Consider the following 26,140-nt stretch of genomic DNA (forward strand, 5'->3'; position numbering starts at 1 on the left):
ATAAGGATGGGTTGACCAACGATGAGGAGAAGGAGCATCGTACTGATCCTCATAACCCTGATTCTGATGGTGATGGTATCAATGATGGTGATGAGGTTAACGGCACCAAGAACCCGTTCAAGGACAACAAGTTTGATCCTTCGGGTAAGCCGGGTAACACCAATCCGAAGGATGCTGACACCGATGGTGATGGGTATACCGATGGTGCGGAGTTGAATCCGGCTAACGGTGGTAAGCAGACTGATCCCAATGATGCCTCGATTGTTCCTGGCCAAATTGGTGGGGATAACAATGGTAAGGACCCGTCGGATGGTACTGATGCGGGTAGTGCTGAGGGGTCAAGTGCTGGTAAGTGTTTCCAGTTGGCTACGAACTCGTGGTCGAACCCGCTGTTGTGGGGCTTCCCGTTGGCTGCTGTTGGTGCGTTGAGTCAGATTGAGATTCCTCCTCTTCCTGCTTCTATCCAGGATGAGCTGCGGAAACTGAATCCGTTTGGTGAAAATGGTATCCAGCAGCCGCAGTGGGTGCGTGACGGTAACGCGTGGTTGGCTTCTATCGGTGCGCAGATTAACGTGCCAGGTATCCTGGCTCTGCTGGGTGCGGCGGCGTTCATCGCGGCGACGGGTGCGTACTACGCTTCCAAGTGCACCACGGGTGTTGGCTGGGATTTCTCGGCGGTGTCTGAGGATGAGAACGCTAACCTGTCCTCTGATGATCACATGGTTGGTGTGGAGGGTTCCTCCTACACCCCAGAGGATGAACAGCGTGATAAAGCCGCTGTGGAAAACAGTGACGCCGATAAGGTGGAAACTCCTGCAGAGGAGAACCCCACCGGTGAGGAAAACTAAATAACAAAGTGGTTCCCCCTTCCCACCTCGTGTGGTGACCTGGAGTGGTTGTCCTCTTGGTGGGGTGGGGATAACACGATAAAGGGTTTCTCCCCGGTGTGTTCTGTGTTATGCGGTGCACACCGGGGAGTTTCTACTTGGTAGGTAGGCGGACCCCGGGTAGCGGGGGAGGAGGGGAAGAGTCTGGTGGCCGGGGTGTGAGGTAACGCATGGGTCAGTCGTAGGGGCGTGATGTTTTGTGCTGTGGTGTTTTATGCTGTGGCGTTTTATGCTGTGGCGTTTGGTGCGTGCAGCGCAGTGACATGAGATACGCCGAGCACGGTGGGGGACAAACGCGCGGATGACGACGGGCTGTGTGCCCACACGCGGTACGCACAGCGCGTCCGGCTAAACCCCCGCCCCCGCCGAACACAATGCAGCACACAACGCTTTGCGGATGCGGTGGCGGGGTCATGATTTGGGCAGGCAGCCGGACTGGCAGCGGTGGGGTGGGGGAGGGCTTGTACGCTTAAGGGGTAACAATGAATATGAGCGGACTCATGTGTTGAAAGGAAATGGTGGGATGACCATGCGTTATGCGGTAGTGGGGGCGGGGCTTGCAGGGCTTACGGCAGCCTATGAGCTGAAGAAGAATCATCCGGACGCGGCTGTGCAGGTTTTTGAGGCGACCGATAGGATCGGCGGGAAGCTTCTTACCATCGATGCCGAACACGGCCCGACGGATATGGGTGCGGAGGCCTTCATCAATTTCCGCAGGGATGCCCATGCTTTCTTTGATGAGCTGGGAATTAAGGATAGGTTGGTGTACCCGGCCGGTAGGCACTCCCGGGTGTATTCCGGCGGGACGCTGCAGGAGCTGCCCCGGGGTGGTGTGATGGGGATTCCGGCCTCATCCGCAGGGTTGGAAAAGATAATCTCAGCCGAGTCGTGCGCCAGGATTGATGCCGAGGCGCAAGGCGAGGGCATCGATTGGACAGTGGGGGAGGATCGCAGCCTGGGCAAGCTCGTCAGGGAGCGTTATGGGGATGATGTGGTGGAGCACCTAGTGGATTCCATGCTCGGGGGCGTGTACTCCTGCAATGCCGATGAGCTCGGCGTGCGGGCGACGGTGCCGCAGCTTGCGCAGGAGTTTGACGCGATGACGCAGGAGGGGGCAAAGGTCACGCTCTCCGGGGCCGTGCAGCGGATCGCCGATAAACGTGCCGGGAAAACGCAGGACCCGGCTGCCAAGCCGATGCCTGTTTTCGCCACCTTTGATGAGGGCTACCAGGTTCTGTACGAAAGGCTCGCCGAGGCATCGGGGGCGGAGATTTACGTAGATTCCTTCGTCACCGGTGTGGAGAAGGAAAAGTCAGGGTACAAGCTCCTTGGTGCGGGCGATGGCATCTATGACGGTGTTATAATCGCCACGCCAGGGCCGACTGTGGCGATGCAACTGAAGAAGCTTTGCCCCGCGGCAGCGGCGGAGGCGCAGAAGCAGAAGCTCGCCTCGTGCGCGGTGGTGAGCTTGAAGTTCGCCTCCGACGAGGGGCTGCCGGATATTTCGGGCGTGCTCGTGGCATCCGACGAGCCCGATATGCACGCCAAGGCCTTTACTATTTCTTCCAAGAAGTGGGGCCACTACGAGCGTCGCGGAGGCGCGCTGGTGCGGGTGAGTTTTGGCAAGTACCGTCAGGATGAGATGCTGCGGGAGGACCCGGAAAAGCTCATCGAGTGGGCCCAGGAGGATCTGCGCAAGGTCACTGGGTACTCCGGGGAGCTGGAGGAGGCCTACGTGCAGGTGTGGTGGGGTGCGCTGCCACGCTATGACGCCGAGCACCTCACCTATGTTGCCGCGTTCCGCGACGCTATCGCCTCGCTTGATGGACTTGAGGTGTGCGGGGCCTGGATCGATGGTGTGGGGGTCCCCGCGATCATCGCCGGGGCGCGGGCGGCTGCTCAGCGCCTCAAGTGAATCCCCAGCTCGTCTACGTCGATGGCGATGGAGACTATTCCATCGTCATCTACAGTGACCTCCTCGTGCACGAGCGGGCCTTCGGTGACGCGGGTGACGGGGACGGTCCGGAGCTCGTCCTCAGAAAGGCGAGAAAGCTCTGCGGTGAAGGGCACACCGATTTCGGCGATGAGTGAGAAATCATCGCCGATCTCCCCGTAGCGGAACCACCCCACGTTGTGGGCGGCGCGGTAGATGCGGGTGGCCGTGCGCGGCGTGGAGGGGGTGATGAGCGGATCGAGGCTCACCTCGCTTCCCGCGTCCCACTCGCGGAACACACCGATGCTGCGGGAGAGCGTGTCATGGAGAGCGTAGTCGGAATCGGGGTCGGCGGCGATGGCGAGCCCCACGGCCGTGGAAGCCGAAGGGAGCGGGGAGCGGTGGACGCGCCGCCCGAACTTCTTGCGCAGCGTCTGGGAAATAAGAGGCAGTGATGTGGTGCCGCCCACGAGATAGATGCCGGCGATATCGGTATCGCGGAGGGAATCGGAGCCGATAAGAGGCTCAATGGCGGTGAGCGTCTCATCAATGAGCGGTGTGGCCGCAGCGTAGAAATCCTTGACGGGGATAGTGACGTCGTCGTCGCCCACGGCGATGACGATGCGCCGCGACTGCGGCACAAGCGCCTCTTTCGCCGAGCGTGCTTCGTCGACAAGCCTCATGCGCGCGGTGGCGGAAAAAGCGTCGGAGGAGCGGCTTAGGGAGGCCAGGGCGAGATCGGCGAGGATGACGTCAAGATCGTCCCCACCGAGCCGGGGGCGCCCCACGGTGTTGACGATGGTGTGGCCCACGCCGTCGATGGCCACCAGAGAGGCATCGAAGGTACCGCCGCCGAGGTCGTACACCAGGATGGACTTACGTTTGCTGTTGAGAGTGCGGGCGTGCCGGTGCGTGTACTCAAAGGCGGCGGCGGAGGGCTCGTTAATGAGCCCCTGCACTGTGATCCCGGTGCGGGAAAACGCGGCCATGGTTAGAAGGCGCTGCGCGTGGTGCGAGTGGGCAGGAACCCCCAGCACAACCTCGATGGGGGAGCTATCGGCGAGGTCGTTTTGAAACCGCCTCAGGTGGCTCACCACGTACTGTGCAAAGGCCTCAAAGATCTCGCCCACGGTACGGGTGGTGGTGCCCAGACGAACCGGAGTGGCCGAGGTGACGTGTTGGCCGGAGAGGGCGCGCTTGAAGGAGCGAGTGAATCCGGGGGTACCACGAAGCTCCATCGCGTCCCAGCCGCACACCAGCTCCTCGCCGGAGATCGCAATGACGGAGGGGATGTAATCGTGGCTGTCACCGTGGCGATCCTCGCTGGGAACAACGGGGTAATTTCCGCGGTCGCTAGCTGCGATAACTGTGCGTGTAGTACCAAAATCGATCCCAAAGTGCATGTAGGTTAGCGTAGCAGCGGAGCGCTAATGTAGCAGTGAAACCCGTAAACGTACAATAAGGCCATGAGTTCTTCCACTTCTATAACCGTCACATCTGATAATGTCTCTCGGTCGGCCGAGCTTTTCGCGGCCGCCAAAAACGTCATCCCCGGTGGCGTGAACTCGCCGGTGCGCGGGTTTGGTTCCGTTGGTGGCCAGACGCGTTTTATCGCCAAGGCACAGGGCTCCCACCTCACCGACGTGGACGGGAATGACTACGTTGACCTCGTCGGCTCCTGGGGGCCGATGCTGCTTGGCCACGCCCACCCCGCCGTGGTGGAAGCCGTGAAGAAGGCCGCCGAGAATAGCCTCAGTTTCGGCACCCCGTGCGAGGCCGAGGGGAAGCTCGCGCAGCTGGTCATCGACCGTACGAGCGTGGACATGGTGCGCATGGTTAACTCCGGCACGGAAGCCACGATGAGCGCCGTGCGCCTGGCCCGTGGCTACACGGGACGTTCCAAGGTGATTAAGTTCGAGGGCTGCTACCACGGCCACGTGGATGCCCTCCTCGCCAGCGCGGGCAGCGGTGTGGCCACTTTTGGCCTACCGGATTCGCCGGGTGTGACGGGTGCCTCCGCAGCCGACACTATCGTCGTGCCCTACAACGATATTGATGCCGTGACCAAGGCGTTTGAGGAGAATCCTGAGGACATTGCCTGCATTATCGCGGAGGCAGCTGCCGGCAACATGGGTACCGTCGCGCCGCAGGATAACTTCAACCAGAAGCTCAAGGATGTGGCCCACAAGTACGGTGCGCTGCTCATCCTCGACGAGGTCATGACGGGATTCCGCACCTCTTACAACGGCTGGTACGGCATCGACAATGTCGCCGCTGACCTCACCACATTTGGCAAGGTCATCTCCGGAGGCATGCCGGCAGCAGCGTTCGGTGGCCGCCGCGAGATCATGGAAAAACTCGCCCCGCTCGGCCCCGTGTACCAGGCGGGTACCCTCTCTGGTAACCCCGTGGCCATGGCTTCCGGCATCGCCAACCTGGAAAACGCCACGGAGGACGTGTACGACATCATCCGCGCCAACGCCGACCGGCTCGCCGGCATTTTCGACGAGGCGCTGACCCGCGAGGGCGTAGACCACCACATCCAGCGCGCAGCGACCATGCTGTCCATCCGTTTCGCCGAGGGCGAGGGCCACAACTTCGCCGATATGAAAGCGGCCGAGACCTTCCGCTTCCCGGCGTTCTTCCACGCGCTTCTGGATCACGGCGTATACGCGCCGCCGAGCCCGTTCGAGACGTGGTTCGTCTCCACCGCGCTTTCCGACGACGACTTCGACCGCATCGAGAAGGCCACCGCCGTCGCCGCCAAGGCAGCAGCTGCCGCCACGGAAACAAAGTAACCGCACGCAGGTAGCCCCTCGGAAGAAGCCTGAAAAAAGGAGAAAATACTGTGAGCTCCATCGTTCACCTCGTGCGCCACGGGAAGGTGTACAACCCCGGCCGCATCCTGTACGGCCGACTGCCCGGGTATCACCTCTCCGATCGCGGGCGCGCCATGGCCAGCGCCACGGCGGACAGTTTCGCCGGCCATGATGTCACCCTGCTCGCGCACTCGCCCCTTACGCGGGCAGAGGAAACTGCCCAGCCCATCGCGCAGGTGACGGGGCAGGACCCGGAGGCGTGGGAGGACATCATCGAGGCGGGCAACCGCTTCGAGGGGCTGCGCGTGAACGCCTGGAATTCGCAGCTTTGGAATCCCGTGCGCTGGCCGCTGCTGAAGGATCCGAGCATCCCCAGCTGGGGTGAGCCCTACGAGCAGATCGCCACGCGCATGCTCAGCGCCGCCAAGAAGGCGGCGGAGATCGCCGAGGGCCACGAGGCAATCCTGGTCAGCCACGAGCTCCCCATCGTCATGGTGCAGCGCAGCGTCGCGGGCCTGCCGCTGCCACACAACCCCGCGAGGAGGAAGTGCGCTTTGGCTAGTGTTACCTCTCTGCACTATTGTGACGGAGAAATACTCGATATCTATTATTCGGAGCCCGCGCAGGAGATATGATGCATAAACTAGTCACTGTTATCCTTTCTTCCGCTGTCGCCATGGCAGCGCTGACCGGCTGCTCCGAAGACCAGACGGCGGGCAAGGATGCGGTCGCCGTGGGTGGCACGTTCTCGTTTGTCAGCCCCGGGGGGCAGACCGTCATCACCTACCCGGAGGAGGAGCGCCAGCCGGTGCAGTCCTTCTCCGGCGAGTCCCTCATGGAGGACGGTAAGACGGTGAGCCTTGACGATTACGCAGGTAAGGTCGTGGTGCTCAACGCGTGGGGCCAGTGGTGTGGCCCGTGTCGCGCGGAGGTCGACGACCTCGAGGCGATCCACGAGGAGCTGGGGGACGAGGGCACCGTGTTGGGCATTAACGTGCGCGATCCGCAAAAGGATGCCGCCCGTGATTTCGTCGTGGACAACGGCGTGACCTACCCGAGCATCTACGATCCGCCGTTCCGCACCGCAGCAGCCCTCGGTGGCATTCCCGCGACGGTCATTCCCACGACGATTGTGCTGGATAAGCAGCACCGTCCGGCCGCCGTGTTCCTCACGGAGGTGACGGTGGACGATCTGCGTCCAATCGTTGAGGAGTTGGTGGGCTAGCATGGGCGAGACCTTTGCGGGGATCGCCGCCTCCGGCCCGCTCATCCTGGGACTACTGGCGGCCGCCTGCGCTGGGCTTGTGAGTTTCGCGAGCCCGTGCGTCGTGCCACTTGTCCCGGGCTACATTTCGTACCTCGCCGGAATCGTCGGTGGGGATGTCGGCCGCGATGGTGTGAAGAAGGGCTCCCGGGGCCGGGTGGCGCTCGCCGCGCTGCTCTTCGTGACCGGGTTCACCGTCATCTTTGTGCTGGCCACAGCGACCGTTTTCGGTGCCATCAGTTTCCTCACCCTGTCTGCCACGACGCTGCAGCGCGTCGGCGGAGTGGTGACCATCGTCATGGGGCTCGCATTCATGGGGCTCATCCCCGCGCTGAACCGCGACACGCGCCTCACCCCCAAAAAGCTGTCTACCTGGATCGGTGCGCCGCTGCTCGGCGCGGTCTTCGCCCTCGGCTGGACACCGTGCCTCGGGCCGACGCTGGCGGCGATTATTTCCGTCGCCGCCGGAACGGAGGGGGTGACCGCCCTCCGCGGGGTGCTCCTCATCGTGTTCTACTGCCTCGGCCTCGGCGTTCCGTTTGTGCTGGTCGCGCTGGGTTCTGCGGGTGCCATGCGGGGCATTGACGTGCTGCGTCGGCATTCGCGCACCATCCAGATCGTGGGTGGGGTGCTGCTCGTCGCCGTCGGTGTCGCCCTGGTCACCGGCCTGTGGGCGGAGTTTATCGGCTGGATTCAAGTTCTCACCTTGGAGTATGGAGCGACACTGATCTAAATGGTGAAAGTATTCTTCCTTCGCGCCTGGCGGTGGCTGACAAGCATGCGCACCGCCCTCATTCTGCTGTTTCTGTTGGCCCTCGCCGCGGTCCCCGGCGCCCTCCTGCCACAGCGCAGCCTCAACGAATCGAAGGTCATCGAGTACATCGCCTCTGGTGGTCGCACTGCGGAGCTCATGGATAAGCTCCAGCTTTTCGACGTCTTTTCCTCCTCGTGGTTCACAGCCATCTGGTTCCTCTTGGGGATCTCGCTCGTCGGCTGCATCATCCCCCGCACGTGGGATCACATCAAGGTCATGCGAGGCGAGCCGGTGCGCCCGCCCCGTAATCTCGCCCGCCTGCCCAAGCACGCTTCCGGGCTTATCGACGAGTCCATCGATACGGTTCAAGAAAACGTCACCCGCATCTTCAAGGGCTGGCACACCCGCTGGTATCAGCCGTCCGAGGACCGCGCCGGAGCACTTACCCTCAGTGCCGAGAAGGGCTTCACCCGCGAGATCTTCAACCTCATCTTCCACCTAGGCATCGTCGCCATGCTCGTGGTCATTGCCTGGGGCCGCCTCGTCTACACGGAGGGCCACCGCATCGTTGTCGTCGACGGCCAGTCCAACGAGTTCTGCAACACCGCACTGTCCAACTTCGACTCCTTCCGTGCCGGCCGGCTCGTCGACGGCACCGACCTCACCCCCTTCTGCGTCACCATCCACGACTTCGACGCCAATTACCTCCCCAATGGCCAGTCCGAGATGTTCGAGTCCAACGTCAGCTACACCACGGACGTGGCCAATCCCGACTGGCAGGATTACCACCTCAAGGTGAACGAGCCCCTGCGCCTCGAAGGCTACCGCGTCTACCTGCAGGGTCACGGCTACGCGCCGACGTTCACCGTCACCTGGCCGAACGGCGAGGAACGCACCCAAACCCTGCAGTTCCGCCCCGACGACCCGATTAACCTCTTGTCCACCGGTGCCATGCGTTTTGACCCGCCGGCGGGCCTGTACGAGGATGACCTCACCCGCCGCCAAAACCAGGTGTCCCTGCAGGGCCTTTTCGCCCCGACGGCCTCCTGGGATGGCACCATTCTCGCCTCCTCCTTCCCGGAGCTGACGGATCCGGCCGTCGCCATCGATGTCTACCGCGGTGACAACGGCCTGGACTCCGGCACTGGTCAACAGCTGTTCTCGCTGGATTCGCGCCAGATCGCGATGGGGGAGCTGCAGAAGGTTGCCCGCGTCAACCTCATGCAGGGGGAGACGGTCACCCTGGAGGACGGCACGACGGTCCGCTTCGACGGCGCAGTTCCCTTCGCCAACCTGCAGGTTTCCTACGACCCCTCGCAGGGGTGGCTGCTTGCGACCACGCTCATCATGCTTGCAGGTCTTGTGGGGTCGCTGATGACCAAGCGGCGTCGCATGTGGGTGCGTCTCACCCCCGCCGACGGCGGAACCCATGTGGAAACGGGCGGGTTGGCACGAACTGACCACGCCGGATGGGGGGCTGAGCACGATGATTTATTCGAGGAAATTACTTCTGCGCGCTAGACTAATGCACTATGCTGGCAAACTCGGAACTCGCAGGGCTGTCTGACCTTTCATTCAAGACGGCGCTGGTTATCTACGTGGTGGCGCTCGCTGCGTCGCTTGTCTTCTACGGACTGTCGCACGCTGCCAAGGAAAAGCAGCGTGAGCTCGTCGGTGCTGGCGGGCCGCCTGTCGACGAGCCCGCCGAAAGCGGTTCCAGGGCGGACCGTTTCGCGGGCATGACGACGGCACTCGTCTGGCTTGGCGTTGTCATCCAGTTCGTGTCCATCATCCTGCGTGGCCTGAGTACCGGCCGGTTCCCGTTCGGGAACATGTACGAGTACATCTCCATGATCGCGGCGTTCACCATGCTCATCGCGGCATTCGTGATTACCCGTACGAAGATCGTCTCCCTGTGGCCGTGGCTTCTGGCTCCCATCGTGGCGCTCATGTTCTACGGCGGCACGCAGCTGTATGTCAGTGCCGGCCCGCTGAACCCGGCGCTGAAGAGCTTCTGGCTGCCGTTCCACGTGTCCTGCGTGTCCATCGGCGCCTCGATCGGCATGTTCTCGGGTGTGGCCAGCATCCTGTACCTGCTCAAGCGCTGGAAGCCGGACGTGTTCCCGCTGTCTATCCTGCCGTCCGCCGACACGATCGACCGCGTCGCCTACCAGCTCGCCGTGTGGTGCCTGCCGGTGTTCGGCCTGGGCATCATCCTGGGTGCGCTGTGGGCCGAGTCTGCGTGGGGTCGCCCCTGGGGCTGGGATCCGAAGGAGACCTTCTCCCTCATCACCTGGGTAATGTACGCCGCCTACCTGCATGTTCGCGCAACCCCTGCGTGGCGCAAGATCGCCGCCTGGATCAATATCGTGGCGCTGGGCACGATGCTGTTCAACCTGTTCGTCATCAACCTGGTGGTCTCCGGCATGCACTCATACGCTGGGGTTTAAACCGCTCGACCGGACAAGGGAGCCGTACCCAGGTCAACAGCAAAGACGGCTACAGTTATGGCTTGGTTTATCCTCATTGTTTCCGGTTTGTTCGAATCCGTGTGGGCTGTGGCGCTGTCCCTGTCCCACAGCTTCACCCGGCTCGTCCCGTCGCTTGTCTTCCTTATCGCGTGCGCCATCTCCATGAGTGGCCTCGCATTCGCCATGCGGCCCTCCCTGTCGGCACGTCGTAAGCGGTCTGGGCCGGCGTCGGTGCCCTCTTGTACTCCTTTCTCACCGGCGCGGAACCCGTGTCGCTTCTCAAGGTCATCTTTGCTGCCATGATTGTCGGTGGCATCGTAGGATTGAAGCTGGTATGAACATTCTTGTTACTGGTGGCGCGGGCTTCATCGGCTCCAACTTCTGCCACTACACCCGTGCGCATTACGACCACGAGGTCACCGTCCTCGATGCCCTCACCTACGCGGGCAACCCCGCTTCGGTTCCGGAGGGCTGCCGTCTCGTCCATGGTTCCATCCTCGATGAGGAGCTTGTCGACGCTTTGGTGAAGCAATCCGACGTGGTCGTCCACTTCGCCGCCGAATCCCACAATGACAATTCCCTGCGCGATCCGCTCGCCTTCGTCCGCACCAACGTTGAGGGGACGACCGTTATTGCCGCCGCCTGCGCGCGCCACGACGTTCGTCTGCACCATATTTCCACCGACGAGGTCTACGGCGATCTTCCGCTGACCGGTGGCGAACGCTTCACCCCCGACACCCCGTACCGGCCGTCGTCCCCGTACTCGGCGTCGAAAGCCTCTGCCGACCACATCGTCCGCGCCTTTGGGCGTTCCTTCGGTCTACGCGCGACGATCTCCAACTGCTCGAACAACTATGGGCCGCGGCAGCACCCGGAAAAGTTCATTCCCCGGCAGATCCTCGCCCTGGAAAACGGCGAGCCCGTGCGCCTCTACGGCGACGGGCTCAATGTTCGGGACTGGATTCACGTGGACGATCACAACTCCGCGGTGTGGGCGATCCTTGAGCGCGGTGAGATCGGCAGGACGTACCTGATCGGTGCCAACGGGGAGCTGTCCAACCGTGAGGTGGTCGACGAGCTGGTGAAGCACTACCCGGGAGCCGAGGTGATCCATGTGACGGATCGGCCTGGACACGATCGTCGATACGCGATAGACCCCTCCTCCGTGGAGGCCTTGGGCTGGAAGCCGCGCTACACCTCGTTTACCGAGGGGCTAGCCCAGACTATTGACTGGTACCGTGCGAATAAACCCTGGTGGGAAGAAGCCCGGGATCGCTCCGAAAAGATCTACCGGGCTAGAGAACAAGCGCTAGATTAAGCGCAATAACAATGGCGGCGATGACAATGTTCATCACATTCGTCTTCGTCCCCGTGGCGTACTCGCCCATGACCTTCTTGCTTGCCGTCGCCCAGAACAGGGGAATGACGGCAAAGGGGATACCTACGGAGAGGAGCACTTGGCTCCACACGAGGCTCATTGTCGGATCCGCTCCCCAGGCGATAATGAGGATCGCCGGGATGAGGGTGACCAGGCGGCGGGCAAGAATCGGCACGTTGATGTGCAACAACCCGCGCATGATCTCCGAGCCCGCGTAGGCGCCGACGGAGGTCGAGGCAAGCCCGGAAGCCAACAGGCCGATGGCGAAAATAAAGCCGATTCCGGAGCCGAGGTTTTCCACAATTGCGCGGTGTGCTCCCTCAATCGAGTCGGTGCCCTCCACTCCGAATAGGGAGTTTGCAGCCACAACGAGGAGGCCGATGTTCACCAGGCCCGCAAGGATCAGCGCACCGACAACATCGACCTTGGTGGAGTGAATGAGTTCCTTCGTGCTGTGGCCCTTGTCCCCAAACCTGTCGACGACGAGCGTGGAGTGCAGGTAGATGGCGTGCGGCATGACTGTCGCGCCAAGCATACTCGCCGCCAGCATGACCGTATCCGGCCCCTTGAAGCGGGGGATAAGTCCCGTGGATACCTCTGCCGGATTCGGGGGATCAATGACAAGTCCTGCCAAAAACCCAACGGCGATGATGAGCAGCAACCCGATGACGACGCGTTCGAAGATGTGTTGGCGGCCACCGCCCTGAATAGCCAGGAGTAGCAGGCTAACCAAGCCAGTAATGATTGCGCCCCACAGAAGCGGAAGATCGAACAACAAATTGAGGGCGATGGCGCCACCGACCACCTCGGCGATGTCGGTTGCGCCTGCGACGATCTCTGCCTGGATCCAGTACAAGAGGCGCGGCGTGCGTGGCATCGTATCGCCCAGTAGCGCCGGGAGTGACCTCCCTGTCACGATCCCCAGCTTGGCGGAGTGGTACTGGACGACGACGGCCATCGCGTTGGCGAGGACGAGGACCCAGATAAGAAGGAATCCGTATCGTGCGCCGGCGGTGATGTTTGCCGCTACGTTACCTGGATCGACGTAGGCCACGGCGGCGACAAACGCTGGACCTAGAAGCGAGACGCGTCTCATCAATTTCATGATTATGAGCATACAAGTTCAAAGAGCCGAAAACTAACCGGTTGTTTGTTGAATGAAAAATTTAATTGCAATAATAACCCCTAGTGGGGGGTGGAGGGAAAAGTTGTAACCTGGTGCCTACGTCGGATCTCATTGTCTAGCTGAAAGTAGTCACCTCGTGGGAATTTCCCTTGTTGTTTCTTCGGTGTCCATGGCGTTCCTCGGCGCTGTGGCTTCCACCATCCCGCGCAATGGGAGCCTTGGCATTCGAACGAGGCAGACGAAGAGAAGCGACGCTGCGTGGAAGCGTGGACATGAAGCAGCGGCTCCCCGTCTGCGTGCCTATGGCTATGTGGATATTGCCCTCGCGATCATTCTCATTGCTTACGCCACAACAATCGGTGGTTTCATCAACTGCGCAGCAATTGCGAATGCAGACGCCAAAGAAAAAGGAGACACCGTTTGAACGGACGCGGAAAAACCCGCACCGCGCTGGCCTACACCATCTCAGGGGTCGGCGACAGCATTATCCCCGCAAGCTTCGCCATCCAGTCCTACCGGTTAGACGAATCCGGCAGGCTCTTAACCATCGTCCTGCTCTCACTCTGGCTCGGACGCCTTCTATCTTCCATCGCGGCGCAACGCATGCCCGCACCAACATTCCCTGCACGCTGGATGATCCTTTCCGACATCGTTCGCATGCTCGCCCAGCTCCTACTCCTGTGGTGGGTAGTGGCCCAAAGCTCCCACTTCGCGGCGGCATTCTTCGTTTCGTGCCTTACCTACGGGCTAGCAACAGCCTTCTTTAACCCGGCCCGATTCGAGCTCATCAGCATCGTCTGCAAGACGGAAAACGAGAAGGTCAAACTCAACAGCCTGCTATCGGCAGTAGGGGATGTGCTCTTTGTCTGCGGTCCGCTGCTTGGCACGTTCATCACGGTGCACGCAAGCTTCGAGGCGGCATTAATTGTCGACGCTGCCAGCTTCGCCGTCTCTATCCTCATCCTCGCCAGCTTCTGGCCGCTCACACGCGGAACACATCGCGCGCCAGAGGAGGAGTCTTACGCAAAAGAAAAACTTCCCGCGTGGGTCAACCCGGGTCTCGCCACCTGGTTCGTGCTATCCGCCTCCATCGGTTTCCTCGGCACGGCTGCACCGACCCTTGTCATGCAGCATTTCGACGAGCGGATGTGGGGCTGGGTGGCTGCTGGTGCCGCCGCCGGCTCCCTAGCAGGATCAGCAGGATCCGTCGTAATGAGATTCCCGTTTAGGTACAAGCAGGCCCTCGCTCTTGTGCTTTCTGCCGTCTACGTCATCCTCCTCGTATGGGCCCCATCCGTCGCGCTCATCGTCGCGGCGGCAGCCCTCAGCTCCGCGCTGACCACCATGGCCGGGATTGCCTGGGATGTGGCAGGGCAATCCTTCGACTCGGCAGGTCTTGTCCATCAGTTCGCCACCAAGGATCAGTTGGTGAACACCGCCGCAATCCCCACCGGCATGGTCATCTTCGGCATCGCCACCGCCGTCATCCTGCCTGTATCTGTAGGATTCGTTGTCGTTCTCAGCGTCGTCGGTGTGGCCTACGCGCTAAACTGGGGGCATGCTGCAGGAAACGAACCTACCAGGAGTCTTACTTAGCGTCCCCGAGATTCACCCAGATGACCGGGGAACCTTCCATGAATGGTTTAAGGCCATCGACTTTGAGGAAGCCGTAGGTTTCCCGTTCGACCTCCAGCAAGCAAACGTATCGACGTCGAAAAGCGGAGTCCTGAGAGGTCTCCATTACGCCGATGTCCCCCCGGGACAAGCCAAGTTCGTCTCGTGCATCAGCGGCCGGATCTGGGACGTTGCCGTCGACATCCGCAAGGGGAGCGCGAGTTTCGGACGCTACATCGGTGTCGAACTATCCGCAGAAAACCGGCACAGCCTCTACCTTCCCGTCGGCTTCGCACACGGTTTTGTCGCGCTGGAAGATTCCACCGTCGCCTACCTGTGCAGCGAGGGGTACAACCCCTCCCACGAGCACGGCATCAATGCCTTCGACGAGGAACTCGGCATTGATTGGCCGTCTCGCGACGTTATTTTGAGTGATAAGGATCAAAACGCGCCGGGGCTTCGCGAGGTGGAACTGCCGCGCTACAACGAGTGCAAAGCATTCGAGGACGTGGTGCGCGCAACGTGGGCGGATGCCTAGATGAAGGGCATCATCCTCGCAGGTGGGACGGGATCTAGGCTGTATCCCATCACCAAGGGCATTTCCAAACAGCTTGTGCCCGTCTTTGACAAGCCGATGATCTACTACCCGCTGACCACCCTCATGCTCAGCGGCATCACTGACATCGCCATCATTACCACCCCGCAGGACGCGCCCCAATTCCGCCGCCTGCTCAGCACCGGTGAACAATTCGGCATCACGCTCACCTACCTTGAACAGGACGAACCCCGCGGGCTTGCCGAGGCCTTCATCGTCGGCGAGGACCACATCGGCGACGACTCCGTCGCCCTCGTCCTTGGCGACAACATCTTCTACGGCCCAGGCCTTGGCACCCAGCTCCGCCGCTTCCGTGACATCGACGGCGGCGCGATCTTCGCCTACTGGGTTGCCGACCCCACCGCCTACGGCGTTGTCTCCTTCGATTCCGAAGGGCGCGCACTCTCGCTTGAAGAAAAGCCTGCTCACCCCGCCTCCAACTATGCCGTTCCCGGCCTGTACTACTACGACAACCGCGTCATCGAGATCGCCAAATCCCTCACGCCCTCCGCCCGCGGCGAACTCGAAATCACCGACATCAACAACCGCTACCTAGAAGAAGGTGCCCTCCACGTCGAGGTTCTCCCGCGCGGCACCGCCTGGCTCGACACCGGCACCGTCGATCTGCTCATGGCCGCCGGCGACTTCGTCCGCACCATCGAACAGCGCCAAGGTTTGAAAATTGGCGCCCCCGAGGAAGTCGCCTGGCGCATGGGCTACATTTCTACCGAACAGCTCTTGGAGCAGGCCGCTTTACTGGAGAAGTCGGGTTACGGCACGTACCTACGCTCCGTAGTAGACCGCGAGTTCCACTAGGTTTTGTTCCCGATTGCGGCCCATCTGGCATCGATTCCTGGGCGCGTGATTCCCCTCGGGCCGCAATTGAATTGGCCGCTATTCCGTTTGCGGCCCATCTTCCATTAAAGCTCGGGTGGTTGGATGACGACGGGCCACCTTCGGGATCACTCATCTGGGTCATCGATGTTCTCAAGCCAATAACTGATTTCTTCTCGCATATCCTCTTCAGAGGGGATTGGGAGCTTCCATCGGTCGAGCCATGATCCTCCATCTGCAACATACGCTGCTGACGAGTAGCCACTAGGCACGTACTGGCTCGGGCAATTGAGCCACTGTACATCCCGTTGCACAGGGTTGACCCACACACGGAAGCTATACTCGTTGACGGTCAGGTCATATTTTCGCCACCGCTGCCATGGCCACCGAACCCTCATTCTTATATCCTCCTCCAGTCATGCAAGCGCATTCCTTTTGCAGCCCAGCTTCGCCGAATGGCCGAATCCCCGGGAGCACGTGGGCCAGCTTCAGGTCAGCCCCAGAGCCAAAGCGGCCCAATTCCTACCAACCCCTGAAAGCACCACACTGAGCGGGCCGCAAACGAATCTAATACAGCAGAGAAACTAGCGCTCTTTCCCCTCGCGACGGCGACGCTCCCTTTCGGCCTCTTCGGCTTCTTGGCGGGCACGCATCTCCTTGAAGTGCTTCTTTTCCAGCTCCCAGAGGAATTCCTCGTCATCGTCGGGGCCCTTGATCTCGGGGGCCTGCGGGGTGCGATTCCAGGTTTGTGGCCCGAAGGCCTTCCAGACCAGGTAGATGGCGACAACGATGAGGACAAGTATCAGGACACGTCCCACGAAACTCCTCCTTGGATTGTAGGTTTCAGATTTAGTTTAATATGCTTACCCCTTGTGACCGATACTGCACCTACACCAGATAAGAAGCTGCGCCACCGCGCGTGGCTGGATGTCGTTTTGTACGGGTTGGCACGTCTGTTGTTGTTTGTCGTGCTGACGGCCGTTATTCAGGGCCTTTCCGTTCTTGTGGGGGTGACATTCCCGCTGATGATCTCCGCACTGCTGGCGCTCATCGTCGCCTTCCCGCTGTCGATGTTCCTGTTCCGGGGGCTGAGGCTGCGGGTGACGCAGGAGCTCGCCGAGTGGGATCGGCAGCGGAAGGAGCACAAGAAGTGGATGGATGAGGAGCTACGTAAGCGCTAGTACAAGTGCGGTGATAACGGACCACACAATCATGCACCGGCCGGTCAGTCCCAGTACAGGGATGAGATCCTGGCCGGTTTTTCCTTCTCTGACGGGCATGACGGCAATGACAGCGAGGGGGAGTGCCGCCAAGGCGATGAGGGCGAACACGGTCTGGCCGGCGATAAAGAAAGACATGATAAACGGCATGGCGACGAGGATTTGGAAGAGGAACCTGGAGCGGGAGTCGCCGATGCGGACGGCCAGTGTCATCTTGCCGGAGGCTTCGTCGGTGGGGATGTCGCGGATGTTGTTAGCAAGGTTGACACCTGCGGAGATGCAGCCGATGCCGATGGCGGAGCAGATCCCTACCCAGGAGATGTGGTCGGCTTGGGTGTATTCGGTGCCGAGTACGGCGATGAGGCCGAAGAAGATGAAGACGGCGACTTCGCCTAGTCCGATGTAGCCGTAGGGGTGGGAGCCACCGGTGTAGAACCAGGCACCGAGAATGCAGATAATTCCTATGAGAATCATCCATACATGCCCGGAGCTGACTGTGAGAATGAGGCCAAAGATGGCAGCAACTCCGAAGCATCCGAATGCGGCCAGTTTCACCACGGTGGGGTTGACCTTGCCCGACGCCGTGATGCGGAGCGGACCGGAACGATCTTCGTCGGTGCCACGGATTCCGTCGGAGTAGTCGTTTGCAAAGTTCACGCCTAGAATGAGCGACCAAGCCACAAGAAGCGCGAGTAACATGTGCCCGAGGTCGAAGCCAAAGTGGAAGGCGGCGGCGCCGGAGCCGACGATCACGGGCGCAAAGGCGTTTGGCCATGTGTGAGGTCGGGCGGCTTGGATCCAATCGTGAACGGTTGCGTGCATGTGGTCTATTATCCACGCTTTGATGGAAAACTAAACGTCGACAAGCAAAAGGAGGACCAAGGATGTGGGTGAGCTACGTGCTCGGCCAGGTGGTGAGCATCTTTTTGACGCTCGGCCGCATGGTTCCACTCAACCTCCGCAACCGCTTCGGCCAGGGCCGCATTCCGCGCGACGGCGACGTTGTGATCTCCCTGACCACCCACGGCGCGCGCCTCAAAAAGGTTTACCTCACTCTCGAGTCGCTGGCCCGCGGATACGTCAAGGTTCCGATCATCCTGTGGCTCGACCCGGAAGATTACGGCGGACCGTACCCGCCGTCCCTGCAGCGACTCATCGACCGCGGGGTTCAGGTGCGCTGCTCCGATGGGCATTACGGGCCGCACACGAAGTATTGGAACCAGTTTCGCGAGGTTGCGGGTACCGGCACTCGTGTCATCACCGTCGACGATGACATCATCTACCCAGAGTGGCTCGTGGAAAAACTGCTGGTAGTGGGGCAGTACCGCTTCGACACCGTCGTCGCCTACCGCGCCCACCGCATCGAGCTACGCGACGGTCTCATTCGCCCGTACGCCAAATGGTCCAAGGCGATCAGCTCCTCCGCATCCATCCTCCACTTCGCCACCGGTGTCTCCGGTGTTCTCTACCCAGCCAGCTTCATCGACTACGTCGCAGCTCACGGCGGTGATTTCGCCGAACATGCACCCAACGCCGACGACGTGTGGCTGCACCTCATGGAGCTACGTTCCGGGCACAAGGTGCGCCAGGTCTTCGCACAGCCGCGCAACTTCGCGGTCATCCCGTCGACCCAGCTCACCTCGCTCGTCCAGAACAACCTCGCCGGCGCCAACGATGCGCAGATCGCCGCCACCTACACGCCCGCTGACCTCGAGGTTCTACTTCGGGCCAGCGCCGCTGAGGATTAACTTTTCTGCTTGTCGACGATCGACCTTACCGCTGGTCATCCTCGGCACCGCCGCAACGTGGCTGAGGTGCTTGGGGAGCTGCCAACGCGGCAGATCGCTTAGGCCCTCGATAATCTGCGCTGGGGTGGGGGAGCCTGCGTAGACAGCCGAGATCGCCGTGCCGAGTCGCTCGTCGGGCACACCGACCACGACCACCTCCGTCACGCCTGGAATCTGCATGATCGCCTTTTCCAGCACTTCGGGATGCAGCTTCAAACCGCCGGAATCAATGATCGCGTCCAGCCGTCCGATGACGTGGAGTTTCCCGTCTTCGATGCGCCCGGCATCGCTGGTGCGGAACCATCCCGGTTGGGGAAAAGCCTCCTCGCTGGCGACATTTCGGTAGCCCTTCGCCACCATCGGCCCGCCGAGCCAAATCCGCTCCCCGTGGAGCTGCACCTTTGCACCAGAGATCGGCACACCGTCGTACACACAGCCACCAGAGGTTTCCGAGGACCCATACGTCGTGACGATATTGATCCCGAGTCGCGCAGCTCGCGTCGCCATGTCGCCAGTGATAGGGGCGCCACCGACAAGAATTGCCTCGAACTGTTGCAGGGCTTCCACTCCCTGCAACGATTGCAGAAGCTTCGCCAGCTGATTCGGCACAAGCGAGGTGTAACACCCCTCGCCGATCTCTGCTGTCTTCTGCGCGAATTCCTCCACGCTAAAACCGTGGGAGACATCCATGACCAGAGGGTCATAGCCCGCTACCAGTGAACGAACGAGGATTTGCAGACCCGCAATATTGTGTGCAGGCAGTGCGCACAACCACGGACGCGGACCTCCCAACCTGGCGTGCGTCGCATCCGCGCCACTCACCAGGTTCTGGGCAGTCAGCATCGCACCCTTGGGAACACCGGTCGATCCAGACGTCGCTACTACGAGGGCAACATCATCGTCGATGGCTTCCCCAATACGTTGCGTTGCGCGCAGCGATGTGGCGCGCGCCCGATCTCCTGCTGATGCTCCGCTAGGGACAGGGCAGTATGCCGTTTCTCCGGCGATTGCTCTTTCCAGCTCGTCCACCATCCCCCGGCTGGGGATGGGAAGTTCCTCCAGTGTTTTCATCAGTAGTAGAAGGGGAACTCAGACCAGTCCGGATCACGCTTCTCCAGGAAGCTGTCGCGACCCTCCACAGCCTCATCGGTCATGTACGCAAGGCGTGTTGCCTCACCGGCGAATACCTGTTGTCCCATGAGGCCATCGTCGACAAGGTTGAAGGCAAACTTCAGCATCCGCTGAGCGGTGGGAGACTTGCCGTTAATCTCCTCGGCCCACTGAATAGCCACCTTCTCCAAATCCTTGTGTGGCACAACTTCGTTAACCGCGCCCATATCCTTCATCTCCTGCGCGGAGTAGGTGCGGCCGAGGAAGAAAATCTCCCGGGCTTTCTTCTGTCCAACCATTTTCGCCAGGTAGGCGGACCCATAACCAGCGTCGAAAGATCCCACATCAGCATCCGTCTGCTTGAAGCGAGCTTCTTCCTTACTGGCGAGCGTGAGATCGCACACCACGTGGAGTGAGTGCCCGCCGCCGGCGGCCCAGCCGTTAACCAGTGCGATAACAACCTTGGGCATCGTCCGGATGAGGCGCTGGACCTCTAGGATGTGCAAGCGGCCGGCCCGTGCCTTATCCACGGTTTCCGCGGTATCACCACTTGCGTACTGGTAGCCGGAGCGACCGCGAATACGCTGGTCGCCACCGGAGCAAAAGCCCCAACCGCCATCCTTCGGGCTCGGGCCGTTTCCGGTAAGCAGCACCACGCCGACATCCGGGGTCTGGCGGGCATGGTCGAGAGCCCTATAGAGCTCATCCACCGTGTGTGGACGGAACGCGTTGCGTACCTCCGGACGGTCAAATGCGATGCGAACAATGCCATCCTTGCGCTCCGTGCCGACATGGCGGTGATAGGTGATGTCGGTCAGATCCTCAAAGCCTGGAACAGGCTTCCATTGCGACGAGTCAAACGGATTATCAGTCATGGTTGTAACTCTATACGGTCAGGCCACTGCCGGATCGAGGCCCTTCCACACCTCAGTAACAGCCGTCTCCTGGAAATGAATTGCTCGCTCGATTTCGTCGAGGACCAGGTCCAGGTAATGGAAAGTGTCATCGGTGGTGAAACGCAGCACCCGGTGTCCTGCCATCGTTGCCGCGTTTTGTTTCCACCGATCCGTTACAAACGTCCTCTTACGTCCCTCACCCTCATGGAACATGAACGAATCTAGCTCCACGAGTACATCGGTTTTTCTGATCTTGATATCGAACATGTACCCGCAGACTTTAAAACTCATTTCCACCTCATAACCCCGCTGCACCAGACCTTGTCCCACTCGCAGCTCCTGCTTGGAATATGCACCCGGCAAAACGTAAGCGAAGTCCTTTTTCACCGCGCGCGCCAAGTGCCTTCTCCGGACGTTTTTGATGTCGTATATCCATTGTCTCTTCCCCTTGCGCTTGGCGTAATGCTCGTTGAGTTTTTCCACCAAGTCCCGTGGTCGTTCGTCCTCCGGCGTTTCCAGCGCTGCCTCGATCATCGAAACGCAGCGGAAAATCCGGACAACTTCAGACTTCACACTCCGGCTTCGCTTGATTTTCACTCCGGCGATCTTGGGAATCCGCTGGTGTTTTGGAATTACTGCTTCGATTTCTCCCTCAGGTAGCTGCCTGAGGTGGAGCGCTAAAGCAGTCTTTCCTGTGAAAACTAGGTTTGGATGCATGGCCTGCAGCACAAGCAGCTGATCGAAAATCGTGGGTTCGTGCGTGCAGTACCAACCCCGGCGAACCCGGAATAGCTCTCCGTTCTTCATCTTTTGCCGGATTTGGCTCCGTGTCAGACCCAGATCCCTTGTTCGGATGTATCCGTAATCCATGGTGGTTTCCTTTTGGTGATGTGGTGGTCAGTGGTTTGGAATACACCATAGAGCACGGCATACACACGCACGTTCGAATTGAATAAAAATACTGTTCACGTACTGTAAATAACGAACTTTACGTGACCGGTATTGACGTGATTTTCGAATGCGCATTCGGGGTTGCTTGCTCGACCTGGATTGCGGCCCGGCCGGGGCGGCCTACTCGCGCTTTAGCACCGCTGGGGCCGTGTTGTGACGGGCTGGGTGCCGGATGCGGCCCGACCGGTTGTGTGTCTCGGGTGCGCGATGTGGCTTGGGCTGTTTTCGAGGGAGGGGGCTTCGTGCCCGTACGCCTGTGGTTCCTAGTGCAGCCCGGCCGGGGCGGACTACTCGCTGAATAGCACCGCTTGGGCCGTGAAAAGGGGCGGGCAGGGATACCCTGGAAGTCATGGTTACCTTTGAGGAGATTGCGCAGCGAGCGCGAGTTGTGGATTTGCCGATGATCAAGTTCCGCGGGATCACCCACAGGGAGGCAATGCTGATCGAGGGGCCGAAGGGATGGGCGGAGTGGTCACCATTTCTCGAGTATGAGACCCCGGAGGCGGCAACGTGGTTGAAATGTGCGCTGGAGGTGGCGTACGTCGGTGTGCCTACGCCGAAGCGAACGAAAGTCCAGGTCAATGGTACTGTTCCGGCGGTGGCGGCGGGAGAAGTGGAGAATATTCTGGCCCGTTTTCCTGGGGTGAAGACGGTCAAGGTGAAAGTCGCGGAGCGGGGCCAGAGTCTGCAGGATGACATCGAGAGGGTGCAGGAGGTGCGTCGCCTCATGCCTGAGGCGACCATTCGTGTGGATGCGAATCGGGGCTGGTCAGTCGACCAAGCGATAGAGGCGGCGAAGCGGCTGGGCCCGCTTGAGTATATGGAGCAGCCGTGCGCAACGATAGAGGAGTTGGAGCAGGTCAGGCCGTATGTCAAGGTGGCAGCCGATGAGAGTATTCGCAAGGAAAGCGACCCGCTGAAGGTCAAAGGTCGCGTTGACTACGCGATTTTGAAGTGCCAGCCAATGGGTGGCCCGACGAACGTCCTCAAGGTGGAAAAGGAGTTGGGGCTGCGTGTGACGGTGTCGAGCGCGTTGGAAACTGCGGTGGGGATGTACGCGTGCCTGGCAACTGCTGCGGCCCAAGATGTTCAGCCCGCAGCGGGCCTGGGTACGGGTGGGTTCTTCTATGAGGATGTGGCGGAGAGGCGACAGATTGTGGACGGTGCGATTGATGTCACGCCTGTCGCACCGACGAACTTCCCTGCCTGCAAGAACGAGGACTTTTGGTATCGGCGTTTAAAGGAGTGCCTGGGTTATTTACAATCGAGGTCATGACTAGTTCACCGGAGTTGGCGAAGCAGATTGTGGCGGACCTCCAAAAGTCGGGGGTGACGGATGTGGTGTATTGTCCGGGTTCCCGGAACGCGCCGTTGGCCTTGGCGTTTGCGGAGTCCTCGCTGAGGGTTCATTCGCGTATCGACGAAAGGTCTGCATCGTTTACCGCCTTGGGAATGGCCCGGGTGTCTGGGCGGCCGGTTCCCGTCGTCACAACCTCGGGCACCGCCGTCGCAAACTGTCTTCCTGCAATGGTGGAGGCCTATTATTCGGCCACTCCGTTTGTGGTGCTTTCTGCAGATCGTCCGGAGCGCTATGTGGGCAAGGGCGCGAGCCAGACGATTGTGCAGAAGGGTTTGTTTGAGCCGTACGCGCCGACGGTGACCTCTGTGGGGGTGGCTCTGGAGCACCCGCAGGTCCATATCAACGTTTCGTTTGACGTGCCCCTTGTCGGCCCGGCCGTGAGCCCGGAGTCGACGGTGGGGACGTGGGTGCGACCGGACGTCGACAAGCATGAAGTAAGCCTCGATATCACCAAGAACACCCTGGTCATTGCGGGAGACGGGGCGAAGGAAATCCCGGGGTTGGAAGACGTGCCCACCCTTGCTGAGCCCACGGCACCGGCGCCGTACCATCCGGTGCATCCGCTCGCTGCGGCCATGTTTGACCAGCTAGACAAGCCGGAGCAGATCGTTGTGGTGGGGCACCCGACGCTGCACCGAGACGTAATGAAGCTCACCAACGAGGTGCCGAAGATTGTTGTTCAGCAGCCCGGTGAGCACTATGTGACCGATCCGGAGGGGACTGCCCAGGAGATCGCCACAGACCTGAAAGTGACGGGTCAGCCCCGTGATGAGTGGCTGAAGGTGCTCGACGCAGCGAGCGAGCTTGGTGCCGAAGCGGTTCGTGAGCAACTGGAACAATTTACTGGCCTGACCGTCGCCGCAGCGGTAGCAGATTCTCTGTACCAGTCAAACGCCCTCTTCATCGGTGCTTCCAACCCCATCAGGGACATGCATTTAGCCGGGCTGCCTTTCGACGGCGTGGACACGTACTCACCGCGTGGGGCTGCCGGCATCGATGGCAGCGTGAGCCAGGCGATCGGTGTGGCGCTTGCACATCAGGCAGCGGATCCGACCGCGCCCACCGCGCCTCGAACTGTCGCCCTCCTCGGCGATGTCACGTTCCTCCACGATATCGGTGGCCTTCTTATTGTTGACGGCTCGCCGCGGCCCGAAAATCTCACCATCGTGGTTGCCAACGACAACGGCGGCGGGATCTTCGAGACCCTCGAGCAGGGAGCACAGGAATATCGGGACGCCTTCGAGCCGTTCTTCGGCACACCGCACACCGACGTGGATATTGCCCACATCGCCGAGGCCTACGACATCGAATACACCAAGGTCATCGACCTGCCTAGCCTGCAAAAGGAGCTGGAGACGGAGCCTGACGGCATCCGCATCATTGAAGCCGTCACCGACCGGGACAACCTGCGTGACATTCACGCCAAGATGCGCGCGAGGATGCACGTGTGACCAGGCGAATTAAGCAGGCGATCATCGGCAGTTGGATCCTTGCGGCCATCATGTGCGTGGCGATGGTCGGCGGCGCGTACATGAACGATCGCCTCATTGCCGAGGCCCCCGTGCGTTCCCTAGCACGCGTGACGTCGGTGGGTACACTCCGCACCGCCATCGATTTTCAGGATGTCCACGGTTCGCTTCAAAGCCCTGAGCTTGGCCTTTTGTACCCAACGGGGTTGAACGAGGGGCAGCGGGTGTGGGTGACCTACAACGCGGCTCGACCGGATGTGGTCAAGGTGGATGGGCGCCAGTGGACGCTTGCATTTAGGCCAGCGCTATCCATTTTGGCGGTGGCCTCTGCCGTCGCCGGTGTGCTCTTTGGCCTGGTTACGGCAATTTCTCGGCGTCGCTCTGCCGCACAGTCACGAAACCAAAACGTCACCAACATTTAACTTTTCTTCCACGTTATTGTCAGGCAATGGGTGCATAATGGCCGGTATGCGAGTTGCGATTGTGGCAGAAGCATTCTTGCCAAACATCAATGGAGTGACGAATTCCGTGCTGCGCGTCCTCGAGCATCTGCGTCGAGAAGGTCACGAGGCGCTTGTCATCGCGCCGGGTGCCCGTGGCCACGAAGAAGAAGTCGCCGAGTACGAGGGATATCCCATTGTTCGGGTTCCTACGATCATGTTCCCCGGTGTTAACTCTCTTCCCGTCGGCGTTCCCACCACCGCTGTCGCCCGCGCGTTAGCGAAGTTCAAGCCGGATGTCGTGCACCTCGCCAGCCCGTTCGTCCTCGGTGCGGCTGGCGCGATTGCGGCCCGTCAGCTGCGGATCCCAGCCATTGCTGTCTACCAGACGGATGTCGCAGGTTTCGCCACCAAGTATCACTTCACGCTTCTTGCCACCGCAGTCTGGGAGTGGACACGCTACATTCATAACATGTGCCAGCGCACGCTCGCCCCGAGCTCCATGTCCATCGCGGAGCTCGAAGCTCACGGCATTCACAACATCTACCACTGGGGCCGCGGTGTGGATACGGTTCGCTTCCATCCCTCCAAGCGCTCAGACGCGCTGCGTCTCACCTGGGATCCGGAGGGTACGAAGGTCATCGTCGGCTTCGTCGGTCGCCTCGCCGCAGAAAAGGGTGTCCGTCGCCTCCGGGTTCTTGACGCGCGCCCCGATGTTCAGGTTGTCATCGTCGGTTCCGGCCCCGATCGGGATGCGCTTGTCGACGAGTGCCCCAACGCAGTCTTCACCGGTGCGCTTTCTGGGGAGGAACTCGCCCAGGCGTACGCCAGCTTCGACGTGTTCGTCCACACTGGCGAGTTCGAAACCTTCTGTCAGACCATTCAGGAAGCGCTTGCCTCGGGTGTCCCCGTCATCGGCCCGCGTGCTGGTGGCCCCATCGACCTCATCACCGCAGGTGTCGACGGCTACCTGCTCGATGTCGACACCTTCGAGGAGAAGCTCTCCTCCACGTTGGACACCATTCTTGACCCCCGGCACTATACCCGTATGCGCCAGGCAGCCCGTGACGGAGTGCGGCCCAAGACGTGGGAAAACCTCTGCACTCAGCTGGTCAAGCACTACGCCGCTGTTATCGAGCAATCCCGGCGTGTGCCACTCACGATCTTCGGCCCCATCCCCGAGTTGCCTCGCTGGGCCGCGAAGGCTCTCGGTGCGCGCGTCTGACTAGACT

At 60.8% G+C, this 26,140-nt stretch carries 25 protein-coding genes and 2 pseudogenes; 20 read left to right on the forward strand and 7 right to left on the reverse strand.

Going from position 1 to position 26,140, the window contains the following annotated elements:
* Window positions 1-848 (forward strand): annotated as a pseudogene (locus HMPREF3044_RS06670) (hypothetical protein); the annotation flags it as partial.
* Window positions 849-1,410: 562 nt separating this feature from the next.
* Window positions 1,411-2,802 (forward strand): protoporphyrinogen oxidase, encoded by a 1,392-nt coding sequence (locus tag HMPREF3044_RS06675; RefSeq protein ID WP_070740232.1) that lies wholly within the window; start codon window positions 1,411-1,413, stop codon window positions 2,800-2,802.
* Here the strand turns inward: HMPREF3044_RS06675 and HMPREF3044_RS06680 are convergent.
* Complete coding sequence (locus HMPREF3044_RS06680; RefSeq protein WP_070740235.1) at window positions 2,787-4,223, reverse strand: Hsp70 family protein; 1,437 nt, start codon at window positions 4,221-4,223, stop codon at window positions 2,787-2,789. The two genes, HMPREF3044_RS06675 and HMPREF3044_RS06680, sit on opposite strands and share 16 nt — an antisense overlap.
* 63 nt (window positions 4,224-4,286) lie before the next feature.
* Here HMPREF3044_RS06680 and hemL point away from each other — a divergent pair, with 63 nt between their 5' ends.
* From hemL to rfbB, 8 genes and pseudogenes are all read left to right on the forward strand, one after another.
* Complete coding sequence (hemL, locus tag HMPREF3044_RS06685) at window positions 4,287-5,618, forward strand: glutamate-1-semialdehyde 2,1-aminomutase (RefSeq protein ID WP_005394758.1); 1,332 nt, start codon at window positions 4,287-4,289, stop codon at window positions 5,616-5,618.
* Between the two features lie 50 nt (window positions 5,619-5,668).
* Window positions 5,669-6,274, forward strand: a complete 606-nt coding sequence (locus tag HMPREF3044_RS06690; RefSeq protein WP_005390640.1) for a histidine phosphatase family protein — start codon at window positions 5,669-5,671, stop codon at window positions 6,272-6,274.
* Window positions 6,271-6,864 (forward strand): TlpA family protein disulfide reductase, encoded by a 594-nt coding sequence (locus HMPREF3044_RS06695; RefSeq protein ID WP_070740238.1) that lies wholly within the window; start codon window positions 6,271-6,273, stop codon window positions 6,862-6,864. The genes HMPREF3044_RS06690 and HMPREF3044_RS06695 overlap by 4 nt, the downstream gene beginning before the upstream one ends.
* 1 nt (window position 6,865) lies before the next feature.
* Window positions 6,866-7,636: a cytochrome c biogenesis CcdA family protein gene (locus HMPREF3044_RS06700; protein ID WP_005394763.1), complete on the forward strand. Its 771-nt coding sequence runs from the start codon at window positions 6,866-6,868 to the stop codon at window positions 7,634-7,636.
* Window positions 7,637-9,178 carry a cytochrome c biogenesis protein ResB gene (locus HMPREF3044_RS06705; RefSeq protein ID WP_005394764.1) on the forward strand — a complete coding sequence of 514 codons (1,542 nt, stop codon included), beginning with the start codon at window positions 7,637-7,639 and terminating at the stop codon, window positions 9,176-9,178.
* An 11-nt stretch (window positions 9,179-9,189) separates the two neighbouring features.
* On the forward strand, window positions 9,190-10,107 hold the full coding sequence (gene ccsB, locus HMPREF3044_RS06710) for a c-type cytochrome biogenesis protein CcsB (RefSeq protein WP_005390636.1): 918 nt from the start codon (window positions 9,190-9,192) through the stop codon (window positions 10,105-10,107).
* A gap of 57 nt (window positions 10,108-10,164) precedes the next feature.
* Window positions 10,165-10,466: pseudogene (locus tag HMPREF3044_RS06715) on the forward strand (multidrug efflux SMR transporter).
* Window positions 10,463-11,446, forward strand: a complete 984-nt coding sequence (rfbB, locus tag HMPREF3044_RS06720) for a dTDP-glucose 4,6-dehydratase (RefSeq protein WP_070740242.1) — start codon at window positions 10,463-10,465, stop codon at window positions 11,444-11,446. Before HMPREF3044_RS06715 ends, rfbB begins: the two are co-directional and overlap by 4 nt.
* On the opposite strand, the gene HMPREF3044_RS06725 is transcribed toward rfbB, so the two are convergent.
* Window positions 11,424-12,623: an Nramp family divalent metal transporter gene (locus tag HMPREF3044_RS06725; protein ID WP_070740245.1), complete on the reverse strand. Its 1,200-nt coding sequence runs from the start codon at window positions 12,621-12,623 to the stop codon at window positions 11,424-11,426. The genes rfbB and HMPREF3044_RS06725 overlap by 23 nt on opposite strands.
* A gap of 145 nt (window positions 12,624-12,768) precedes the next feature.
* Between HMPREF3044_RS06725 and HMPREF3044_RS06730 the strand changes: the two genes are divergently transcribed.
* Genes HMPREF3044_RS06730 through rfbA form a run of 4 tightly spaced genes read left to right on the forward strand, consistent with a single transcriptional unit; the run spans window position 12,769 to window position 15,657 of the window.
* Complete coding sequence (locus HMPREF3044_RS06730) at window positions 12,769-13,056, forward strand: SdpI family protein (protein WP_231286103.1); 288 nt, start codon at window positions 12,769-12,771, stop codon at window positions 13,054-13,056.
* Window positions 13,053-14,228: an MFS transporter gene (locus tag HMPREF3044_RS06735; protein ID WP_070740248.1), complete on the forward strand. Its 1,176-nt coding sequence runs from the start codon at window positions 13,053-13,055 to the stop codon at window positions 14,226-14,228. Before HMPREF3044_RS06730 ends, HMPREF3044_RS06735 begins: the two co-directional genes overlap by 4 nt.
* A complete protein-coding gene (gene rfbC / locus HMPREF3044_RS06740; RefSeq protein ID WP_070740251.1) occupies window positions 14,191-14,784 on the forward strand; it encodes a dTDP-4-dehydrorhamnose 3,5-epimerase in 594 nt (197 codons plus the stop codon). Before HMPREF3044_RS06735 ends, rfbC begins: the two co-directional genes overlap by 38 nt.
* Complete coding sequence (gene rfbA, locus HMPREF3044_RS06745) at window positions 14,785-15,657, forward strand: glucose-1-phosphate thymidylyltransferase RfbA (protein WP_070740254.1); 873 nt, start codon at window positions 14,785-14,787, stop codon at window positions 15,655-15,657.
* 602 nt (window positions 15,658-16,259) lie between these two features.
* Here the strand turns inward: rfbA and HMPREF3044_RS06755 are convergent.
* Window positions 16,260-16,493: a hypothetical protein gene (locus HMPREF3044_RS06755; protein ID WP_005390617.1), complete on the reverse strand. Its 234-nt coding sequence runs from the start codon at window positions 16,491-16,493 to the stop codon at window positions 16,260-16,262.
* A 54-nt stretch (window positions 16,494-16,547) separates the two neighbouring features.
* On the opposite strand from HMPREF3044_RS06755, the gene HMPREF3044_RS06760 reads away from it, so the two are divergent.
* Window positions 16,548-16,856 (forward strand): DUF4229 domain-containing protein, encoded by a 309-nt coding sequence (locus HMPREF3044_RS06760; protein ID WP_005394773.1) that lies wholly within the window; start codon window positions 16,548-16,550, stop codon window positions 16,854-16,856.
* On the opposite strand, the gene HMPREF3044_RS06765 is transcribed toward HMPREF3044_RS06760, so the two are convergent.
* Window positions 16,842-17,717, reverse strand: coding sequence for a 1,4-dihydroxy-2-naphthoate polyprenyltransferase (locus HMPREF3044_RS06765; RefSeq protein WP_005390615.1), 876 nt, complete (start codon window positions 17,715-17,717; stop codon window positions 16,842-16,844). The two genes, HMPREF3044_RS06760 and HMPREF3044_RS06765, sit on opposite strands and share 15 nt — an antisense overlap.
* A 62-nt stretch (window positions 17,718-17,779) precedes the next feature.
* Here HMPREF3044_RS06765 and HMPREF3044_RS06770 point away from each other — a divergent pair, with 62 nt between their 5' ends.
* Window positions 17,780-18,643 (forward strand): hypothetical protein, encoded by an 864-nt coding sequence (locus HMPREF3044_RS06770; protein WP_005390614.1) that lies wholly within the window; start codon window positions 17,780-17,782, stop codon window positions 18,641-18,643.
* On the opposite strand, the gene menE is transcribed toward HMPREF3044_RS06770, so the two are convergent.
* From menE to HMPREF3044_RS06785, 3 genes are read right to left on the reverse strand one after another with little or no spacing between them, the layout of a single operon-like run.
* A complete protein-coding gene (gene menE, locus HMPREF3044_RS06775; protein ID WP_005390613.1) occupies window positions 18,614-19,753 on the reverse strand; it encodes an o-succinylbenzoate--CoA ligase in 1,140 nt (379 codons plus the stop codon). The two genes, HMPREF3044_RS06770 and menE, sit on opposite strands and share 30 nt — an antisense overlap.
* Window positions 19,753-20,667 carry a 1,4-dihydroxy-2-naphthoyl-CoA synthase gene (locus tag HMPREF3044_RS06780; RefSeq protein ID WP_005390612.1) on the reverse strand — a complete coding sequence of 305 codons (915 nt, stop codon included), beginning with the start codon at window positions 20,665-20,667 and terminating at the stop codon, window positions 19,753-19,755. The genes menE and HMPREF3044_RS06780 overlap by 1 nt, the downstream gene beginning before the upstream one ends.
* Window positions 20,668-20,685: 18 nt before the next feature.
* Window positions 20,686-21,417 (reverse strand): DUF559 domain-containing protein, encoded by a 732-nt coding sequence (locus HMPREF3044_RS06785; RefSeq protein WP_239171009.1) that lies wholly within the window; start codon window positions 21,415-21,417, stop codon window positions 20,686-20,688.
* Between the two features lie 571 nt (window positions 21,418-21,988).
* Between HMPREF3044_RS06785 and HMPREF3044_RS06790 the strand changes: the two genes are divergently transcribed.
* From HMPREF3044_RS06790 to HMPREF3044_RS06805, 4 genes are read left to right on the forward strand one after another with little or no spacing between them, the layout of a single operon-like run.
* Window positions 21,989-22,915 (forward strand): o-succinylbenzoate synthase, encoded by a 927-nt coding sequence (locus HMPREF3044_RS06790; RefSeq protein ID WP_070740261.1) that lies wholly within the window; start codon window positions 21,989-21,991, stop codon window positions 22,913-22,915.
* The gene (menD, locus tag HMPREF3044_RS06795) at window positions 22,912-24,450 is read left to right on the forward strand and encodes a 2-succinyl-5-enolpyruvyl-6-hydroxy-3-cyclohexene-1-carboxylate synthase (protein WP_005394784.1); all 1,539 of its coding nucleotides are present in this window, start codon (window positions 22,912-22,914) and stop codon (window positions 24,448-24,450) included. Before HMPREF3044_RS06790 ends, menD begins: the two co-directional genes overlap by 4 nt.
* Window positions 24,447-24,890, forward strand: a complete 444-nt coding sequence (locus HMPREF3044_RS06800; RefSeq protein ID WP_005390602.1) for a DUF3592 domain-containing protein — start codon at window positions 24,447-24,449, stop codon at window positions 24,888-24,890. Before menD ends, HMPREF3044_RS06800 begins: the two co-directional genes overlap by 4 nt.
* A gap of 46 nt (window positions 24,891-24,936) precedes the next feature.
* Window positions 24,937-26,133, forward strand: a complete 1,197-nt coding sequence (locus tag HMPREF3044_RS06805; protein ID WP_034989355.1) for a glycosyltransferase family 4 protein — start codon at window positions 24,937-24,939, stop codon at window positions 26,131-26,133.
* The last annotated feature ends 7 nt before the right edge of the window (window positions 26,134-26,140 follow it).

Origin of the sequence: Corynebacterium sp. HMSC073D01 (assembly GCF_001815555.1) — a bacterium.
In the GTDB taxonomy this organism is placed as follows: domain Bacteria; phylum Actinomycetota; class Actinomycetes; order Mycobacteriales; family Mycobacteriaceae; genus Corynebacterium; species Corynebacterium glucuronolyticum.